The 18936-nt window shown below is 59.2% G+C and carries 17 protein-coding genes; 10 read left to right on the top strand and 7 right to left on the bottom strand.

Features of this window, described 5'->3' with window-relative positions:
- Window positions 1-2 precede the first annotated feature (2 nt).
- From CYR32_RS16545 to CYR32_RS16530, 3 genes are all read left to right on the top strand, one after another.
- Complete coding sequence (locus CYR32_RS16545; RefSeq protein ID WP_101826254.1) at window positions 3-1475, top strand: amino acid permease; 1473 nt, start codon at window positions 3-5, stop codon at window positions 1473-1475.
- A gap of 304 nt (window positions 1476-1779) precedes the next feature.
- Entirely contained in the window at window positions 1780-2862 is a 1083-nt protein-coding gene (locus CYR32_RS16535) for a FecCD family ABC transporter permease (RefSeq protein WP_101826252.1), read from the top strand.
- On the top strand, window positions 2859-3650 hold the full coding sequence (locus tag CYR32_RS16530; RefSeq protein ID WP_101826251.1) for an ABC transporter ATP-binding protein: 792 nt from the start codon (window positions 2859-2861) through the stop codon (window positions 3648-3650). The genes CYR32_RS16535 and CYR32_RS16530 overlap by 4 nt, the downstream gene beginning before the upstream one ends.
- A gap of 51 nt (window positions 3651-3701) precedes the next feature.
- Here CYR32_RS16530 and CYR32_RS16525 read toward each other — a convergent pair whose 3' ends face one another.
- The 3 genes from CYR32_RS16525 to puuD form a co-directional block, all read right to left on the bottom strand.
- Window positions 3702-4979: an NAD(P)/FAD-dependent oxidoreductase gene (locus CYR32_RS16525; protein ID WP_101826250.1), complete on the bottom strand. Its 1278-nt coding sequence runs from the start codon at window positions 4977-4979 to the stop codon at window positions 3702-3704.
- Between the two features lie 146 nt (window positions 4980-5125).
- Window positions 5126-5683, bottom strand: a complete 558-nt coding sequence (gene puuR / locus CYR32_RS16520) for an HTH-type transcriptional regulator PuuR (RefSeq protein ID WP_101826249.1) — start codon at window positions 5681-5683, stop codon at window positions 5126-5128.
- Window positions 5680-6462: a gamma-glutamyl-gamma-aminobutyrate hydrolase gene (gene puuD, locus CYR32_RS16515; protein WP_101826248.1), complete on the bottom strand. Its 783-nt coding sequence runs from the start codon at window positions 6460-6462 to the stop codon at window positions 5680-5682. Before puuD ends, puuR begins: the two co-directional genes overlap by 4 nt.
- A gap of 283 nt (window positions 6463-6745) precedes the next feature.
- On the opposite strand from puuD, the gene CYR32_RS16510 reads away from it, so the two are divergent.
- A complete protein-coding gene (locus CYR32_RS16510) occupies window positions 6746-8164 on the top strand; it encodes a glutamine synthetase family protein (protein ID WP_101826247.1) in 1419 nt (472 codons plus the stop codon).
- A 521-nt stretch (window positions 8165-8685) separates the two neighbouring features.
- Window positions 8686-10056 carry an APC family permease gene (locus tag CYR32_RS16505; protein WP_420912848.1) on the top strand — a complete coding sequence of 457 codons (1371 nt, stop codon included), beginning with the start codon at window positions 8686-8688 and terminating at the stop codon, window positions 10054-10056.
- A 168-nt stretch (window positions 10057-10224) separates the two neighbouring features.
- Here CYR32_RS16505 and sbcB read toward each other — a convergent pair whose 3' ends face one another.
- Window positions 10225-11655, bottom strand: a complete 1431-nt coding sequence (gene sbcB / locus CYR32_RS16500; RefSeq protein ID WP_101826245.1) for an exodeoxyribonuclease I — start codon at window positions 11653-11655, stop codon at window positions 10225-10227.
- Window positions 11656-11867: 212 nt separating this feature from the next.
- Between sbcB and CYR32_RS16495 the strand changes: the two genes are divergently transcribed.
- Both CYR32_RS16495 and CYR32_RS16490 read left to right on the top strand, forming a co-directional pair.
- Complete coding sequence (locus CYR32_RS16495; RefSeq protein WP_101826244.1) at window positions 11868-12947, top strand: mechanosensitive ion channel family protein; 1080 nt, start codon at window positions 11868-11870, stop codon at window positions 12945-12947.
- A gap of 38 nt (window positions 12948-12985) precedes the next feature.
- A complete protein-coding gene (locus tag CYR32_RS16490) occupies window positions 12986-13252 on the top strand; it encodes a hypothetical protein (protein ID WP_101826243.1) in 267 nt (88 codons plus the stop codon).
- A gap of 49 nt (window positions 13253-13301) precedes the next feature.
- Here the strand turns inward: CYR32_RS16490 and CYR32_RS21475 are convergent, their stop codons facing one another.
- The 3 genes from CYR32_RS21475 to CYR32_RS16480 all read right to left on the bottom strand — a co-directional run bounded on the left by CYR32_RS21475 (window position 13302) and on the right by CYR32_RS16480 (window position 15948).
- The gene (locus CYR32_RS21475) at window positions 13302-14582 is read right to left on the bottom strand and encodes a glucosyl transferase (RefSeq protein WP_146000715.1); all 1281 of its coding nucleotides are present in this window, start codon (window positions 14580-14582) and stop codon (window positions 13302-13304) included.
- 74 nt (window positions 14583-14656) lie between these two features.
- On the bottom strand, window positions 14657-15583 hold the full coding sequence (locus tag CYR32_RS16485; protein ID WP_101826242.1) for a glycosyltransferase family 2 protein: 927 nt from the start codon (window positions 15581-15583) through the stop codon (window positions 14657-14659).
- Window positions 15580-15948 (bottom strand): GtrA family protein, encoded by a 369-nt coding sequence (locus tag CYR32_RS16480; protein WP_101826241.1) that lies wholly within the window; start codon window positions 15946-15948, stop codon window positions 15580-15582. The genes CYR32_RS16485 and CYR32_RS16480 overlap by 4 nt, the downstream gene beginning before the upstream one ends.
- Window positions 15949-16126: 178 nt before the next feature.
- On the opposite strand from CYR32_RS16480, the gene CYR32_RS16475 reads away from it, so the two are divergent.
- From CYR32_RS16475 to CYR32_RS16465, 3 genes are all read left to right on the top strand, one after another.
- Window positions 16127-17185 (top strand): FUSC family protein, encoded by a 1059-nt coding sequence (locus tag CYR32_RS16475; protein WP_101826279.1) that lies wholly within the window; start codon window positions 16127-16129, stop codon window positions 17183-17185.
- A gap of 142 nt (window positions 17186-17327) precedes the next feature.
- Entirely contained in the window at window positions 17328-17660 is a 333-nt protein-coding gene (gene tmaR, locus CYR32_RS16470; RefSeq protein ID WP_101815101.1) for a PTS system regulator TmaR, read from the top strand.
- Between the two features lie 203 nt (window positions 17661-17863).
- Complete coding sequence (locus tag CYR32_RS16465; protein ID WP_101826240.1) at window positions 17864-18880, top strand: alpha/beta fold hydrolase; 1017 nt, start codon at window positions 17864-17866, stop codon at window positions 18878-18880.
- Window positions 18881-18936: the final 56 nt, after the last annotated feature.

The raw sequence follows: 18936 nt of genomic DNA, 5'->3' as shown, positions 1-18936 counted from the left end.
AAATGGCGGAACAACATACTAATAATTCGCAGCCGCAACCGGCCCTGCGCCGGGAGCTTAAAGCGCGGCATCTGACGATGATCGCGATTGGTGGGTCGATCGGGACCGGGCTGTTTGTGGCCTCCGGCGCCACCGTCTCTCAGGCCGGGCCGGGGGGCGCGCTGCTCTCCTACGCGCTGATTGGCCTGATGGTCTACTTCCTGATGACCAGCCTCGGTGAGCTGGCGGCCTTTATGCCGGTCTCCGGCTCCTTCGCCACTTACGGTGCCAAATATGTGGAAGAGGGCTTCGGCTTCGCGCTGGGCTGGAACTACTGGTACAACTGGGCAGTCACCATCGCCGTGGAGCTGGTGGCCTCGCAGCTGCTGATGGCCTACTGGTTCCCCGATGTGCCGGGCTGGATCTGGAGCGCCCTGTTCCTGGGCCTGATGTTCCTGCTGAACTGGATCTCGGTGAAAGGCTTTGGTGAGGCGGAATACTGGTTCTCCCTGATCAAAGTGGTCACGGTGATCATCTTCATTATTATCGGCGTACTGATGATTGTCGGCATCATGAAGGGCGGCGAACACGCGGGCTGGCAGAACTGGACTATCGGCGACGCGCCGTTTGCCGGGGGCTTCTCGGCGATGATCGGCGTGGCGATGATTGCGGGCTTCTCCTTCCAGGGCACTGAGCTTATCGGCATCGCGGCCGGTGAGTCTGAAAACCCGGCGAAAAATATCCCGCGTGCGGTGCGTCAGGTCTTCTGGCGGATCATGCTGTTCTACATCTTCGCGATCCTGATCATCAGCCTGATTATCCCCTATACCGACCCGAGCCTGCTGCGCAACGATGTCACGGACGTCAGCGTCAGCCCGTTCACCCTGGTGTTCAAAAATGCCGGGCTGCTCTCGGCGGCGGCGGTGATGAACGCCGTAATCCTGACGGCGGTGCTCTCGGCGGGTAACTCCGGCATGTACGCCTCCACCCGGATGCTGTTCACGCTGGCGTCAGAAGGGCGTGCGCCGCGCATCTTCGCCCGCCTCTCCAAAGGCGGTGTGCCGCGCAACGCGCTCTACGCCACCACGGTGGTGGCCGCGCTCTGCTTCCTGACCTCGATGTTCGGTAACCAGACCGTCTACCTCTGGCTGCTGAACACCTCAGGCATGACCGGCTTTATCGCCTGGCTCGGCATCGCCATCAGCCACTACCGCTTCCGCCGTGGCTATGTGAAACAGGGGCTGCCGCTCTCTGCGCTGCCGTACCGCTCCGGTTTCTTCCCGCTGGGGCCGATGTTCGCCTTTGCCCTCTGCCTGGTGATCACCCTGGGGCAGAACTACCAGGCGTTCCTGGAAGACCAGATTGACTGGACGTCGGTGGCGGCCACGTACATCGGCATCCCGCTGTTCCTGCTGATCTGGTTCGGCTATAAGCTGACCAAAGGCACGAAAGTGGTGAAATACCACGAGATGGAATTTCCTGAACACAAAGAGTAAGCCGGAATACAAAAAGTAATCCGGGATGCTGTAAGAAAAGGCGGGTCTGATGACCCGCCTTTTTTATGGGCGCGATCCTGTGGCGGAGAACGCCGCCCAGGAAGTGCTGCCGAAACAGCCTGTTACCTTTCTGAAAACCCTGTTGCGCCTATTAATGATATTGATAAGAGTTCTCGTTTGCTTTATGGTTGGCTCCGCGCCGGCCTGCCCGGGGCAGAGGCATACGCACCCTTTTTTTGATGTTCCCGCCCGGCTTGTTTACAGCAGGGCGGGGCAGAGCAGGTTCCACAACAGGTAACACACGATGAGCATTACCACCGAACCGTCACGCCTCGCGGACGCTACGCCGCCGCCCGGCGTGATGGGGCACTACCGGCGCATTGTCCGGCACCGTTTGTTGATCATGGCCGTGCTGGTGGTGGCCATTTTTGGCTCACTGGTACTGGATTTCACCCTCGGCCCGGCCGGGCTGTCACTGCCGACCCTCTGGCACACCCTGCTGTCACCGGACACGGCGGACGCCGGCACGCGGGTGATCGTCTGGGACATCCGGCTGCCCTACGCCCTGATGGCGGTGGTGGTGGGGCTGGCGCTGGGCCTGGCAGGCTCAGAGATGCAGACCATCCTCAATAACCCGCTGGCCAGCCCCTTTACCCTGGGGGTGTCGTCGGCGGCGGCCTTTGGCGCGGCGCTGGCGATTGTGCTCGGCATCGGTTTACCCGGCATTCCGGCGCAGTGGTTTATCTCCGCCAACGCCTTTGTCTTCGCGCTGCTGGCGGCCCTGATGCTGGACGGCGTCACGCGCTGGACGCGGGTCGCCACGTCCGGCGTGGTGCTGTTCGGCATCGCGCTGGTGTTCACCTTTAATGCGCTGGTGTCGATGATGCAGTTCATCGCCACCGAAGACACGTTACAGGGGCTGGTGTTCTGGACCATGGGCAGCCTGGCGCGCGCCAGCTGGACCAAGCTCGGTATCCTGCTGGCGGTGGTGGCGCTGCTGCTGCCGCTGTCGATGATGAGCGCCTGGAAACTCACGGCGCTGCGCCTGGGCGAAGACCGCGCAGTGAGCTTCGGCATCGACGTGCGCCGCCTGCGGCTGGCGACGCTGCTGCGCATCAGCATCCTGTCGGCGCTGGCGGTGGCCTTCGTCGGGCCGATCGGCTTTATCGGGCTGGTGGCCCCGCACATTGCGCGGCTGATGTTCGGCGAGGATCACCGCTTCTACCTGCCGGCCAGTGCGCTGATTGGCGCGCTGGTGCTGTCGATGGCCTCCGTCGCCTCGAAGAACCTGATCCCCGGCGTGATTATTCCGGTCGGCATCGTCACCTCGCTGGTGGGCGTGCCGTTCTTCCTCAGCATTATTTTACGCCACCGGGGGAACGTATGACCGCAGGGCTGGAGATTCAGGCTTTCAACGCCGGTTACCCGAAGCGCCCGGTAATCCGTGACCTTAACGTGCCGCACCTGCCGCGCGGCAAGATTACCTTGCTGCTGGGGCCAAACGGCAGCGGCAAATCCACGCTGCTGCGCTCGCTGGCGGGGCTGAACCCGGCGCAGGGCGCGCTGCGGCTGGACGGGCAGGATCTGATGCAGATGCCGTTTGCCCGGCGGGCGGAGCAGGTGGTCTACCTGCCGCAGTCGCTGCCGGCCGGGGTCCACCTGCATGTGCTGGAGTCGATTATCGTGGCGCAACGCGCCTCGGGCGGGCGGGGGCAGACCTCCACCAGCGAACGCGAGGTGATGGCGCTGCTGGAGCAGCTCGGCATCGCCCATCTGGCGCTCAGCTACCTCGACCAGCTCTCCGGCGGCCAGAAGCAGCTGGTGGGGCTGGCGCAATCGCTGATCCGCCGTCCCTCCCTGCTGTTGCTGGATGAGCCGCTCAGCGCGCTCGACCTCAACTACCAGTTCCATGTGATGGATCTGGTGCGGCGCGAGACCCAGCGGCGCAACATGGTGACGGTGGTGGTGGTGCATGACATCAACATCGCGCTGCGCCACGGCGACCACGTGCTGATGCTGCAAAACGGCAACCTGATCGCCGACGGCGCACCGGACGCAGTGATCACCCCGGCGAGCCTGGCGACCGTGTACGGGGTGCGCGGGCGCATCGAACGCTGCTCCCAGGGCACGCCGCAGGTGATGATCGACGGGCTGGTGACGCAGCCGACGCTGTAAACCCGCAGCATGTGATATCGCCTTCTGCGGCCGGGGCCCCGCCCCGGCACCCTAACCCAGCCGGTCGCGCAGTGCGTAGTAAACCGCGCCGATGGCGGTGAACGGCACCTGCAGGCTGCGGCCGCCGAAGAACGGCATGTGCGGCAGGTTGGCGAAGGCGTCGAACCGCTCCGCGTCGCCGCGCATCACTTCAGAGATCAGTTTGCCCGCCAGGTGGGTGAGGGTGACGCCGTGGCCGCTGTCGCCCTGCATATAGTAGACGTTGTTCTCCAGGCGGCCGAATTGCGGCATCCGCGACAGCGTCAGCAGGAAGTTGCCGCTCCAGCGGTAGTCAATCTTCACCCCTTTCAGCTGCGGGAAGGTTTTGTGCAGCTTCGGCAGGATCAGCGGGTCGATCTCTGCTGGGTCACGCGCGCCGTAGATCACGCCGCCGCCAAACAGCAGCCGTCGATCCGGCGTCAGGCGGAAATAGTCCAGCAGGTAGTTGCAGTCTTCCACGCAGTAGTTGTTCGGCAGCAGCGACCGGGCCACGGTTTCCGGCAGCGGTGCGGTCGCCACAATCTGCGAGCCGCACGGCATACTGAGCCGGGAGAGGCGCGGCTCCAGCCGGTCGCCCAGGTAGGCGTTGCCCGCCATGATCACAAACCGCGCCCGCACTTCGCCCTGGGCGGTGTGCACCCGCGCCGGGGTGCCGTAGTCAATATGGGTCACGGCAGAGTGTTCGTAGATGCGCCCACCGTGGCGGCGGATCGCCTCCGCCTCCCCAAGGGCCAGGTTGAGCGGGTGAAGGTGGCCGCCGCGCGGGTCGAGCATACCGCCGACGTAGCGCCGCGTGCCGATTTCATGCCGGATGCCGCTCTCATCCAGCATGATCAGACTGTGATGCCCATATTTCTCCCACAGCGCTTTCTGCTGATGGAGGTGGGCAAGCTGCTTATAGTTGAGGGCGGCGAAGATGCCGCCGGGGCGATAATCGCAGTCGATGGCGTATTGATCGATGCGCTGGCGGATGATGTCCGCCCCTTCAAAGATCATGCTGCCCAATATCCGGGCAGTCTCCGGCCCATAACGGGCCTCGATCACGTCCACATCGCGGCTGAATGAGTTCACCACCTGGCCGCCGTTGCGCCCGGTGGCTCCCCAGCCCACGCGCACCGCTTCCAGCAGCACCACATCGTAACCCGCTTCCGTCAGGTAGAGCGCGGAGGAGAGGCCGGTAAAGCCGCCGCCCACCACGCAGACATCGCACTCCACGCTGCCCGCCAGCTGCGGCCAGGGTTCGTGCGCGTTGGCCGTTGCCGCATAGTAACTGGTAATATGCTCGGTCATATCCTTCTCCTTATACAGGCCCGGTGTGCATACTGCCCACAGGGGAACGCGGCGACCTCAGGCCGGGGTTCCCACACTGCGGGGGTTAACACCGTAGATGGCAAGGAAATAAAGCAATTACTGTGCCACTGCCTGCGGAGAGACCGCTAAAACGTCGTCGGGGTGTGGGCGCTGATGATGCGGCACACCCGCGCCGACAGGTTACTGAAGCTGTGCGCCATGCCGGTATTGATGGTGTAGCTCTGCCCGGCGCGCAGCGGGAACTGTTGGCCGTTTACCGTTAACACAATTTCCCCCTCCAGCAGGGTGCCGACCTCTTCACCCTGGTGGCGGATCTTCTCGCCGGTGCTGCTGCCCGGCTCGTAGGTCTCCAGCAGCATCGCCAGTGCACGCATCGGGTTGCCGTTGTGCACCAGTTTCATGGAGACGCCCTGGCTGCCGATCTCAATCAGGCTCTCCGGCTCAATCACCACCTGTGGGGCGGTCAGACGCTCCTCATCGGTAAAGAACTCCGCCATCGACAACCCATACACCGTCAGCAGCTTTTGCAGCGTGCTGATGGCCGGGCTGACCTTATCCTGCTCAATGGTGCTGATGGCGCTGTGGGTCAGGCCGGCCAGTTCGGCCGCCCGGCGCTGTGACAACCCCAGTTGCTGGCGCAGCTGTGACAGCCGCCGCCCGGGTGCCGAGCTGACTTCACTCATAGGATGGTTTCCTGCACGGCGCGCTCTTCGACCATGGCGTCGCGGCACGCGCAAATAAAGGCCTCAAACAATTGGCGCGATACCGGGTTCTCCTCGATGCGCCATTCCGGATGCCACTGCACCCCCAGGGCGAACGGGTGGTCACGTACACTGACCGCCTCCACCAGGCCGTCCGGCGCGCTGGCTTCCACGCGCAGTGACGGGCTGAGCCGCCGTGTGCCCTGGCCGTGCAGCGAATTCACCTCAAACAGCGGGGTGCCCGGCAACAGTGATTCCAGCAGGCCGCCCGGCTCAACGATCACCGGGTGCGCCGGGCCGTACTGAATATCCGGGGACTGCGACAGATCTTCCCGGTGGTCCATAAAGCCCGGCTCATTGTGCACCTGCCGGTGCAGCGCGCCGCCGGTGGCCACCACCAGCTCCTGCATCCCGCGGCAGGCAGCGAACAGCGGCAGGCGCTGGTCGAGCATGCTGCGGATCAGGGTCAGGGCCAGCTTGTCGCGCCCCGGGTCGTTCCACTCTTCAATGCCCTCTTCGCCATAGTGGTGCGGCTCGATATTACTCGGGCTGCCGGTCAGAAAGACGCCATCCAGCCGGGCCACCACGCTGTCAAGCGCATAGGGCTGCGTCGCCAGCACCTGCGGCAGCGCCACCGGCAGGCCGCCCGCGGCAAACACGGCATCAAGGTATTTCTCTTCAACGGTTTGTGTGTAATGCCCCTCTATACATTCCCGGCACATAACCACGCCAACAACTGGTCTGTTAAATATATTGCCCATTACTCGACCTCGCAGACTGGACTAAATTTCTGCCAAAAAACGCTGCTTTTTTGACATCCTGGTCATTATTTTATCAATTTAGCAGCCGCTTGGTTAATATTCAAACCATCCTATAACATTTGCAAAACAAAGATGATGGGGCTATGTTTCTAACAGACGGTGTAAATTTTGAGCATGTGAACCCGCTCACCCAGACAGGATCCCGGTTTTGAAAACAATCAGTTAAAGGCGCGGGTGGCCCTTTCTTTGGGCGGCGCCGGAATCTCACAACGGCAGGTGATTTATGCAAACCAATCTGGTAGAAGTTGAAAAGTTCGCTCAGCACAGCGAAGAGAGACGAAGTAGCGCGTTCCAACGTGAAGTCGAACAATACTTGGAACGCCACCCCTTAACTCAGCACGTCGACATCCTCCTCACCGATCTCAATGGTAGTTTCCGCGGTAAACGAATCCCTGTCTCTGCGTTGAAAAGGCTTGAAAAAGGCTGCTATTTCCCCTCATCCGTATTCGCAATGGACATCCTCGGCAATGTGGTCGAAGAGGCCGGGCTGGGCCAGGCACTCGGCGAGCCGGACAACGTCTGTATGCCGATCCCGGGCACGCTGGTGCCGTCTGCCGCGGACCCGGAGCACATCGGCCAGCTGCTGCTGACCATGCTGGACGAAGAGGGCACTCCCTTTGACGTTGAACCCCGGAATGTCCTGAATAATGTCTGGCAGGCATTGCGCCGCCGCGGGCTTTTCCCGGTAGTAGCGGTAGAGCTGGAGTTCTATCTGATTGACCGCCAGCGCGACAGCGAAGGCTACCTGCAACCGCCGTGCGCCCCCGGCACCCAGGAGCGTAACATCCAGACCCAGGTCTACTCCGTCGACAACCTGAACCACTTCGCCAACGTTCTGAGCGACATCGACGCCCTGGCGCAGATGCAGCACCTGCCGGCGGACGGCGCGGTGGCGGAGTCGTCGCCCGGCCAGTTTGAGATTAACCTGCAACACACTGACAACGTCCTGCGCGCCTGTGATGATGCGCTGGCGCTGAAACGCCTGGTGCGCCAGGTGGCGGAAAACCATCACCTGCACGCCACCTTTATGGCGAAACCCTATGAAGAGTATGCCGGCAGCGGGATGCACATCCATGTCAGCATGGTGGACGGGCAGGGCAAAAACCTGTTTGCCGACGCAGACGGCGAAGACTCCGCCCTGCTGAAACGCGCGCTGGCCGGGATGATTGACCTGATGCCCGCCTCGATGGCGCTGCTGGCACCGAACGTCAACGCCTACCGCCGTTTCCAGCCGGGTAAGTATGTGGCGCACCAGGCCTCCTGGGGCCACAATAACCGTACTGTGGCGCTGCGCATCCCCTGCGGTGACCCGGCCAGCCACCGTGTGGAATACCGCATCGCGGGCGCGGATGCCAACCCCTATCTGGTCGTCGCGACGGTGCTGGCCGGGATGCTGCACGGGCTGGACAACGACCTGCCGCTGCCGGAGCCGGTCACCGGGAACGGGCTGGAGCAGGAGGGCGTGCCGTTGCCGATCCGCCAGAGTGACGCCCTGTATGAGTTCGAGGCGCAGACGCCGCTGAAACGCTATCTCGGCGAACGCTTCTGCCACGTCTACCACACCTGTAAATCGGACGAGCTGCTGCAATTTGAGCGGCTGGTCACGGAAACTGAGATCGACTGGATGCTGAAAAACGCCTGACGGGCTGAACACAGACGAAAAGAGAAAAAAGCACCCGCTGGCTGTTTTTTACACGAATTGAAAGAATGTGTGTCAGAAGGTCTCCGGATCTTGAGATCTCTGCCCCCCTCGGGCAGAATACGCCGCTTGCAAATAACCGACGCTTCAGGCGTCGGTTATTTTTTTGCATTCAATGCCGTACAAACCATTTGTGCAACATGTGCGTCCTGATGTTCAGGGCGTTTTTACATATCAAGAGGCCGGGCTTCGATCCGGATAGATAATCAAACCAGTCCGTGTGCGACCCCAAACTCTACCGGTCGCCACTATGAGGAAATGAAAGATGGGGCAAAGTGTAATGTTCGTGCCGGTGCCCGCCGGCGTCTGCTGTGGTCATAGCCAGGAAAATCGCGCCAGGTTGTGCCGGACCCGCCATGCGGCGTCACCCCAGTTTCCTCTGTATGAATACCCCAGGCCGGTAATGCCGGGCGCTGTACACGCTTCTCTCGTTCAGGGAGGGCTGCGCCATGTCTGCTGATGTAATGGCAGCCGCACCGGCGGCCGCGCAGCGCGTGAAGCTGCACAAAACCCTGACCTTGGTTCAGGTGGTGATGATGGGCCTTGCCTATCTGCAGCCGATGACCATTTTTGATACCTTCGGCATCGTGACCGGCCTGACCGACGGCCATGTCGCGACCGCCTACGCCTTTGCGCTGATTGCCGTGCTGTTTACCGCCGTCAGCTACGGCAAACTGGTGCAGCGCTTCTCCTCGGCCGGTTCCGCCTACACCTACGCCCAGAAAGCCATCAGCCCGCACGTCGGCTTTATGGTGGGCTGGTCATCGCTGCTGGACTACCTGTTCATGCCGATGATCAACATCCTGCTGGCGAAAATCTACCTGGAAGCGATCTTCCCGGGCGTGCCGTCCTGGATCTTCGTGGTGGCGCTGGTAGGGCTGATGACCTTCTTCAACCTGCGCGGCATCAAGCTGGTGGCCAACCTCAACAGCTTTATCGTGGTGGTGCAGGTGGCGATCATGGTGGTGTTCCTGGGCCTGCTGATCCACGGCGTGTACCAGGGTGAGGGCACCGGCCAGCTGGTGAGCACCAAGCCGTTCTGGTCTGAGAATGCGCACGTGGTGCCGATGATCACCGGGGCGACCATCCTCTGCTTCTCTTTCCTGGGCTTTGACGGCATCAGCTCGCTCTCTGAAGAGACGCCGAACGCGGCGAAAGTGATCCCGCGCGCGATTTTCCTGACTGCGCTGATTGGCGGCATCATCTTTATCGTGGTCTCTTACTTCCTGCAGCTCTACTTCCCGGACATCTCGCGCTTCAAGGACCCGGACGCGTCGCAGCCGGAGATCATGCTGTATGTGGCCGGTAAGTTCTTCCAGTCTGTGATCCTCTGCTTCTCCTGCGTCACGGTGCTGGCGTCCGGCATGGCCGCACACGCCGGGGTATCCCGCCTGCTGTACGTGATGGGCCGTGACGGTGTCTTCTCGCAGAAGATCTTCGGTTACGTCCACCCGAAATGGCGCACCCCGACCTTTAACGTGGTGCTGGTGGGGGCGGTGGCGCTCTCTGCCGTCTGGTTCGATCTGGTAACCGCCACCGCGCTGATTAACTTTGGTGCGCTGGTCGCCTTTACCTTTGTGAACCTGTCGGTGATCTCGCAGTTCTTCATCCGCGAGCAGCGCAACAAAACCGCGAAGGATGTGCTGCACTACCTGGTGCTGCCGGTGATCGGCGCGCTGACGGTGGGCGCACTGTGGCTGAACCTGGAAGCGAGCTCCATGTATCTGGGGCTGGCATGGGGCGCGGTGGGTCTGGCCTACCTGGCGTACATCACCCGCTTCTTCAGAAAATCCCCGCCGCAGATGGAAGAGGATGCCGCCGACGAGATGGCGTAACCCTCCTTCAGGCAATAAAAAAGCCAGACTCCGGTCTGGCTTTTTTGTTTCTGTGACCGGGCGCGGCGGCCTCAGCCCGCCGGTTCACGGCCCCTCTGGCGGCGTCAGCCCGCCGGTTCACGGCCCCTGGCGGCGTCAGCCCGCCAGTTCACGACCCCTCTGGCGGCGTCAGCCCGCCAGTTCACGACCATAGTCGTACAGCGCTTTCAGCAGCGCCAGCTTCTCCTTGTCCCCTTCGTGCAGGTTATACAGCTCCTCCAGCTCCTGGAGGTAGCGCTGCACCCGCTCAGGGCTGAGGGCGTCGCGGCGGTGCTGCAACCAGCGCTGCTGCTCGGCGTCATCCAGGGTCGCCGGGTAGTTGCGGGCGCGGAAGCGGAACAGCAGCGCCTCCATGCGCGGGTCCTGGAAGGTCAGGTCCAGCGCCGGCAGGTTTTGTGGGTCAGTCTGGCGGATGATGGTCATGGTGGTGCGGTCGGCGTCGCTGAAGAAGCCGTCATAGAGTTTGCCGTCCACGTCATCACTGCCGTTGAACGGCTCCGCCTCGGCATACAGTGCCACCACTTTCTCCCGCACCTGCGGGTTATCCCGCAGCAGTTGCAGGTTGGCGAGGCAGCGCTCACGGTCGATGCCCAGCCGCCCGGCAGTTTCCGGCAGCAGGGTTTTGGCCGGGGCCAGCACCGGGCACTTGTTGATGTGCACCAGCTTCAGCGGCACCGGGGCCTGGCCGCCGGACAGGTTATCGCGGCGGGTATAGAGCCGCTCACGCAGCGCGTCGGCGTCCAGCTCCAGCAGCGGTGACATGTCCCCGGCCAGATCGCAGACAATCAGCGCGTTTTTGTTCTCCGGGTGCCACGCCAGCGGTGCGATCCAGCTGGTGTTGCCGCGCGCTGCGCCGAACATGCCGGAGACGTGCACCAGCGGCGCCATCTGCGGGATGTCAATCAGCGTCATCAGCTTGTTTTTGCTGCGGTGGGTCAGCAGGAAGTTGAACAGCCGCGGCTGCGCCTCTTTCACCTTTTTCGCCATCGCGATGGTGGCGTACACGTCAGACATCGCATCGTGCGCGTGGGTATGCTCCACGCCGTTGGCTTTGGTCAGGTGCTCCAGTTTAAAGCTGGGGAAGCCCTCCTCATTCTCCGGCCACTCGATGCCCCCGGGGCGCAGGGCGTAGCAGGCGCGCATCACGTCGAGCAGGTCCCAGCGGGAGTTGCCGTTCTGCCAGCTGTAGGCGTACGGATCATAGAAGTTGCGGTAGAGCAGGTTGCGCGTCACCTCATCATCAAAGCGGATGTTGTTGTACCCCATGATGCAGGTCTCCGGCACGCTGAAAGCCTCATGGATGCGGCGGATAAATTCCGCCTCCGGCAGCCCCTGCGCCCGCGCGTGTTGCGGGGTGATGCCGGTGATCATCACCGCTTCCGGCTCAGGCAGGTAGTCATCGGCCGGGCGGCAGTAGATCACCAGCGGCTCTTCGATGATGTTGAAGTCCATGTCGGTGCGCACCCCGGCGAACTGCGCGGCGCGGTCACGCCACGGGCTTTTGCCGAAGGTTTCATAATCGTGGATGTAGAAGGTGGGCTGCTGGGGTTCTTTTTTCACTGAGACTCTCTGTTTAAGGCGTGAAGGCGTCTCCCTCTATGGTAAACCATAATCGGGCCTGCCTGAAGGCGAAGCGCCACTCCCCGCCGGCCGGGCGGTCATCTTTCTGTCATCCGGGGCGCTTTTAATGGGGCGGAGGCGGCCGGGCAGGCAGCCGGTTACTGGACTATACTGGATGGCTGCTGTGTTTTTTTGATAAAACCGAGGGAATAATGGAAGCGATTCAGGATATTAACTACGTCAGGCTATTTATGTCGTTACCATTCTGGACGGATGTCGCCATTGTCGTGGGCGTCACGCTGGTGACCTACCTGGTCATCACCAAGGCCATCGGCTTTCTGCATAAAAGAATGCTGGCCTGGGCAAATGAAAAACAGAACAACGCCAACCTCATTATTTCGGAAGTGATCGGCAAGACCAAACGGATCTTGATCCTGTTTGCCGCCTTCCTGTTCAGCCTGCGGTTTGTGGGGCTGTCAGACCGGTTATACAGCACTCTTTCTCACGCCTGGTTCCTGGTGCTGGCAGTGCAGATCGCCATCTGGATAGATCAGGGGGTGCAGTCATGGCTGAAAAAACTGCTCTATACGCCGGGGTCACGGCGCAACCCGGTGACGCTGGTGATTGTGGGAGTAATTTTACGGGTGGTGATCTGGTCCGTGATGCTGCTGTCGATTCTGGCGAATGCGGGCGTGGACATCACCGCCTTTATGGCCAGCCTGGGGGTAGGGGGGATTGCCATCGCGCTGGCGGTACAGACCGTGTTGAGTGACATGTTCGCCTCGCTCTCTATCGGCATTGATAAACCCTTTGAGATCGGGGATTTCGTGGTCTTCAACAACGTCTCCGGCACCATTGAGCATATTGGCCTGAAAACCACCCGCATCCGCAGCCTGAGCGGCGAACAGATCGTCTGCGCCAACACCATTCTGCTTCAGCAGACCATCCACAACTACAAGCGGATGCAGACGCGTCGGATTGTCTTTACCTTCGGCCTTTCCAACGACACCCCGCCGGGCAAACTGCGCAAGATTGGCGGCATCGTGAAAAATATTGTGAACGAAGTGGGGAATACCCGTTTCGACCGCGCCCACTTCTCCGCGTTCGGCCAGGACCGCCTGCTCTTTGAGGTCGTCCATATCGTGAATTCGGCGGACTATAATAAATACATGGACATTCAGCAGGAGATTAATATCCGCATCATGGAAGAGCTGGAAAAAATCAACGTCATGCTGGCGCTGCCCAGCCAGATCATTTATCCGCAGGATCTGGAGGCTGAAAGAGCGGCATAATCAGCCCCCGCCCTGTGAAACGCAACAGGGGGAAGAGAATGGATGAAGAACTGTTTGAACGCGCGCTGACGCCGCTGACCCCGGCACCGCAAAGCGGTGACCGGGTATTGCTGGTCACCGTGCCCACCGGCACCCCGCCGGAGAGCCATCAGCTGGTGGTGCGCATCACCGGCCTGAACGCCGGCCACTACGTGGGGGTGGTCGCCGACACCGACGTCATCGAACCCGCCGCCCAGCCCGGCAAATACCGCCCGGGCGAAGAAGTGATCTTCCTGCGCGAACATGTGCAGGGGCGGGTAGGGTAAAGGAGAAAAGAAAGGCATGTTTTAAAACATGCCTTTCTTTTTATATATGCTATTCTTTTTTTGTTATCTTAATGGCCCAGCCAGGCGGAGTAATAGGCATAATTACAACGTCTCCAGGCGATGCAATATTAAATCGTCGTGCACTCTCTTTCCAATGCTGGTCAGTTAATGGAGTGATGGTGAAAAATTTAATAATTAAGAAAACTATAGTAATTGAAAAGATAAATATATAAGCGGTTTTTGCGTAAATGCTTTTGCAGGCTTTAAAGCTTAATAAAGCAATCAGTGTGAATATAGTAATGTGCGGTAAAACAAAATAACGCTGATCTGCTAGGTAAGAGCGAAGAATAGGCCACTGTGGTTCAGTAAGGCTAATCATCGGCTTGGCTAAGCTAAAACCTACAATAAGCGTTGATAATAGTAAGAGTGATATTGGGCGCCAATCTCTAGTTTTTATCACCAGAATCACCCCTGATAAAAAAACAAAAGAAGTTAAAACAGAGAGTAAAGGAGTATCCCAAAAAAATAGGCTTATGTTCTCTGTAGCTAAAGTTGAGACTACTACTCGTGAGGAAATTATATTTGAAAGCACTAATAAATCAGCGCCTAAAGGGGCAGATGAACGAGAGGATTCAGATGATGTCAGAATAGCAATTATCTGAATAATTGCGCCTATAAGAATAATAGTGTGATGCGAGGATTTAAAAAATTTAATTATTTTATTTATATTAAGTATATTGCTTAATCCTTCTATTGAAAGGTATTTTAGTGCCAGACATGGTAATAAGAAAACTGAAAATGGGCCGCTTACAGAAGAGATGAATAAGATTATTACATCATGAGAACGCCAAAGTATACTCTCACTCTTATTAGCCATTAAGATCATTAAGGAGTATAAAGCTAAAAACCAATGGACATTAGTTATGTTCGCATGAACTTCATCAGTATAAGGCATTAGAACAAAGTAGAGCGCTACGAAAACTCGTGGTATCAGAGAAAGGAAGTCGAACCTTTTACTTAAAAAGAACCATACCACGGCAGCACGGATTAGAATTCCCAGTGCATTGGTAAGAAGCGGGGCGTAAGCAATTGGGGTAAAGATAGAAAGACCACCAACTATTTTTGAGATAGTTTGGTAGTATCCGTTCTGTGGGTAAAAAATTGATTTCAACACGCCACTCTCATACGCATTTTTATACCAGATAACACCATCCTCTGCCCAAAACTGAGCATTTGTTAAAATATCTGGCCTGCGAAGGAAAAGGAGAAAATAAGTTAGAGAGAGTATAAATAACCCTAATATCCAGTTTCTTTCTTTTTTTTGATACATAAGATGCTCTCAGTTAGCTTTTGGTCTTCAAATGGTAAAAATTTTAAGGATTACATATAGCGGAATGAATAAGGCTACTTTTTATTAGCCCCATTACGTTTAATATACCGCGGTCTGCCCTTGGTTTCGATATAGATGCGGCCGATGTATTCCCCCAGCACGCCGATACCGATCAGCTGGACACCGCCGAGGAACAGGATGGCTGTCATCAGGGAGGGGTAGCCGGGCACCGGGTTGCCCCAGATCAGCTTGTCGATCACCATCCACAAGGCATAGATAAAGGCCAGCGCTGCCACACCCAGCCCAAGATAAGTCCAGACCCGCAGCGGGAAAGTGGAGAAACTGGTGATGCCCTCCACCGCCAGGTTCCACAGCTTCCAGCCGTTGAATTTGGTGGTGCCGGCCACCCGCTCGGCGCGGGCATACTCCACCACTGACACCTTGCCGCCGACAAACGACAGCACGCCCTTCATAAACAGGTTGCGCTCCGGCAGCCGCAGGATGTTATCGACCACTTCCCGTGACATCAGCCGGAAGTCGCCGACGTTCTCTTCAATCTTCGGGTTGCTGATTTTGTTATGCAGCGTATAGAACCATTCGGCGGTTTTGCGCTTGAGCCGCCCATCGGTGGAGCGGTCAACCCGTTTTGCCAGCACCACGTCCGCCCCGGCCTGCCAGGCAGACACCAGCCGCGGCACCACCTCAATCGGGTCTTGCAGGTCGACATCCATCGGGATCACCGCCTCGCCGGTGGCATGCTCCAGCCCGGCAAACAGCGCCGGCTCCTTGCCGAAGTTGCGGGTAAAATCAACTAGCGTGACCAGTGGGTCGGCCTGTGCCAGCGCAGCGGCGATCTCCGGCGTCCGGTCTTTGCTGCCGTCATTGATAAACACAATTTCAACCTGCCAGGCCTGCAACGGCGCGTAATCACGCACGGCCTGGTAGAACAGGGGAAGCGCCGCTTCCTCATTAAATACCGGTACCACCAACGAGATCTTCACTGCGCATCCTTAGCCTTGAAGACAAAAAAGCGGGAGTAGAAAAAGCCGACAACCAGGCTCACGGCAGAGAAGGTCACCAGCGTAAACAGCGCCGGCAGGTGGCTGGCCTCAGCGATCCAGCCCACACTTACCGACAGCGCGCCCATAAACAGCACATAGAACATGTAGCGGATGGTGGTCGCGTCGCTTTTGAAAGTGACCCTGGCATTCATAAAGAAGGAGAAGGTCACCGCCACACAGAAGGCACCAAAGTTAGAGAGCGCCTGATCGGCCCCGGCCAGGTAGTAGAGCAGGGCGAAGGTCACCCAGTGGATCAGCGTATTGATCACCCCCACCAGGGCGTATTTGGTAAACAGTTTGATCATCGTAAAACACCGATTGAAAAAGTGCCGGAAGTGTACCATCCCACACGAAAATGATCAGCCATCGTAAAGGGTTGTAACGGGTTGTCTGTAAAAAGGTAAACCGGATCACAGTCCGGGTACGCAGGGGCCGCCAACTCCGCTACACTGTGCTGATTTGCTGCCGACCGATTGCCTGACGATGCGCCTGGATAAAAAAATCTCCCCGTTTGAACTGCTGATTTACCGCCACTACCGGGTCATGCACGGCCTGCGTATCGCGCTGGCCTTTGTGCTGACCTTTTTAATTGTGCGCCTGCTGGCGATCCCGGAAGGCACCTGGCCGCTGATCACCCTGGTGGTGGTGATGGGGCCGATCTCTTTCTGGGGAAATGTGCAGCCGCGTGCGCTGCAGCGCATCGCCGGCACGGTGGTGGGGGCAATCTCCGGGCTGATTGCGCTCTGGCTGGAGCTCTACTCCCTGCCGCTGATGCTGATCTGGTGCCTGCTGGTGATGTTCGTGTGCGGCTACCTGACCCTGGGCAAGCGCCCCTATATGGCGCTGCTGATCGGCATCACGCTCGGGGTGGTGTGCGGCAGCGCCACCGGCGATATGAAAACCGCGCTGTGGCGCAGCGGTGACGTGATTTTCGGCTCGGTGCTGGCGCTGCTGTTTACCAGCATCTACCCGCAGCGCGCCTTCATCCACTGGCGGTTGCAGATGGCAGAGAGCCTGACCACGCTGCACCACCTCTACAGCGCCTACCAGTCGCCGAATATCGTCGAGCGGCCGCAGCTTGAAAGCCGGCTCAAAGGCGTGCTGTCGCAGGTGGTGAAGATCCGGGCGCTGATCGCGCCTGCCGCCAAAGAGAGCGGCATCCAGAAAGAGGTGTTTGACGCCATCCAGACCCTGACCCGCAACCTGGTCTGCACGCTGGAACTGCAGGTGGATGCCTACTGGTCATCACGCGAAAGCCATTTCATTATGCTGAACGCGCGCACCCTGCGCAGCGCCCAGCTGCTGACGCTGCACGCCATGGAGACCCTGGCGGACATCCTGCGCAACGGCTCGCCGGAGCGCGAGCGCGATCTCCCGCGGGAAGTGGAGGAGATTGCCGGTGAGCTGAAAGCGCTGCTGCATGAGATGAGCGCCGGCAAAAACCTGGAGGCACCGGTCTACGGCTACCTCTGGCTGAGCCTGGAGATGACCCAGCAGCTGAAAGAGCTGGGCGATCTGGTCACCATGGCGATGCGCAAATAGGCGAACAGGGCGCGGTGTTGTTCATGCGCCAAAGCAGGTAAGATAGAGAAATCAGGGCTATCTCTGACCACGGCGACAAGGTATGGTTGTCCACAACGCGTCAGTGAATGAATTTGTGTAAAACTTAAGCAAAGGTGTAAAAATGGATAATGCAAACAAGCAAAGTTTCCAGGATGTGCTGGAGTTCGTTCGTCTGTTCCGTCGTAAGAACAAGCTCCAGCGCGAGATTGTCGACAACGAGAAGAAAATCCGCGACAACCAGAAACGTGTTTTGCTGCTGGACAACCTGAGTGACTACATCAAACCGGGCATGAGCATCGAAGAGATCCAGGCGATTATCGCCAACATGCGCGGTGACTATGAAGACCGCGTGGATGATTACATCATCAAAAATGCTGACCTCTCCAAAGAGCGCCGCGAGATCTCTAAAAAACTGAAAGCGATGGGCGAAGTCAAAGCGCTGGCGGTGAAATAACCTCGTCTTTCCCAAGAGACCTCAAGAGACCGGGCCGCGCGCCCGGTTTTTTTATGCCTCTCCTCCCGCCCCGGCACCGGGGCCGCCCGATCCGGAAACCTCCTAATTTTCGCCTGCCCGGCACGGAACAATTCCTCAGCGTGATAAATTGTTCAGGCAACATACAACAATAAAAACGCAGAAAAAGAACATCGAGGATTGCCATGGGAAACGATTTTCATCACGTCTTGCTGGGTGATCTGCCCCTGCAACAGGGAGGCGTGCTGGCACAGGCCTCGCTGGCGTACCAGACGTTCGGCGAGCTGAACGCCGCCGGTGATAACGCCATCCTGCTGCTCAGCGTCTATTCAAACGGCCACCTCTCTTTCCTGCCGCTGATCGGGGAAGAGCGCGTACTCGACCCAAACCGCTATTTTATTGTGCTGGTCAATATGTTCGGCAACGGCCTCTCCACCTCCCCCAGCAACAGCCTCAGCCAGCCGGGGCGGCGCTTTCCGCGCGTCTCGGTGGCGGACAACGTCCACGCGCAGTTTCTGCTGCTGCGCGAGCATCTCGGCGTGCAGCAGCTGGCGCTGGTGGGCGGCTGGGCGCTGGGCGCGATGCAGGCGTGGCACTGGGCGGCCGCCTACCCGGACTATGTGAAGCGGCTGATGGTGATCTGCGGCACCGCGCGCTGCAGCCCGCTCTGCCGGGTATTCCTCAATAACATGCGCAGCGCGCTGCTGAGCGACAGCGCCTTTGCCAACGGCGACTACCTGATCCCGCCGCTGCGGGGGCTGGCAGCCTTTGGCCGCACCTACGCCGGCTGGGCCTATTCCGCCGCTTTTTTCCGCGATGAGCTGTTCCGCCGCATGGGCCACCCCAGCCTGGAGGCGCTGCTCTCCGCCTGGGAGCGCCATTTCCAGCAGCACGACGCCAACGATTTGCTGACGCTGCTGGAGACCTGGCACCATGCCGATCTGAGCCTCGACCCACGGCTGAACGGGGAATTTTCAGATAGTCTGATGAAGATCACCGCAGAGGCCATCATTATGCCCTGTGATACGGATAACTACTTTACCGTGGCGGAAGCGCGCATTGAGTGCGATCTGCTGCCGCACGGTGAGTGGCGGCCGCTGATCTCCCCGTATGGGCACTGTGCCGGGCTGCCGGGGCGGTTTGAGGCGGAGAGTGAGTTCGTGGAACGGGCGATGAAAGATCTGCTGCAACGCAAAATTTGACCGCAAGGGGCAGGGTGCCGCGGCGGCTTGCGGCGGGTAGTCTGGATCGGGTAACG

Origin of the sequence: Chimaeribacter coloradensis (assembly GCF_002858715.1) — a bacterium.
GTDB lineage: Bacteria > Pseudomonadota > Gammaproteobacteria > Enterobacterales > Enterobacteriaceae > Chimaeribacter > Chimaeribacter coloradensis.
The sequence above is the reverse complement of the archived record's forward strand: the minus strand, read 5'-3'. Positions and strand labels throughout refer to the sequence as shown.